Below are 323 nucleotides of genomic sequence, written 5' to 3'. Positions count from 1 at the left end.
CTTGCACCTCTCCGTAGCTTATCGCAGCTTACCGCGTCCTTCTTCGGCTGATATCGCCAAGGCATCCGCCGTACGCCCTTAAAATCTTTACTTATTTTACGCCATAATTTGCGACTATCTTCGTTGTACTGCATTCAGCTCATCTTGCGTATACAAATACGCGGCGATTTCGCTTCATTGGTACGCCTCGATATTCATCAAATTCTGACGAAAATCAATTTGATTTTTAGACATGCATTAGATACATTGTCGTTTATTTTGTAGCCGTACATTTTCATGTACGTCACCATTAAGTCAGAGAATTATTTCCTATGTGCTCGGGT

At 41.8% G+C, this 323-nt stretch carries 1 rRNA gene; it reads right to left on the bottom strand.

Features of this window, described 5'->3' with window-relative positions:
- A 23S ribosomal RNA gene (locus VEI_RS09325) occupies positions 1–92 on the bottom strand; the annotation flags it as partial.
- Positions 93–323 lie beyond the last annotated feature (231 nt).

The organism is Veillonella tobetsuensis, from assembly GCF_001078375.1.
In the GTDB taxonomy this organism is placed as follows: Bacteria; Bacillota; Negativicutes; order Veillonellales; family Veillonellaceae; genus Veillonella; species Veillonella tobetsuensis.
This window is presented reverse-complemented; position numbering and strand designations above follow the sequence as displayed.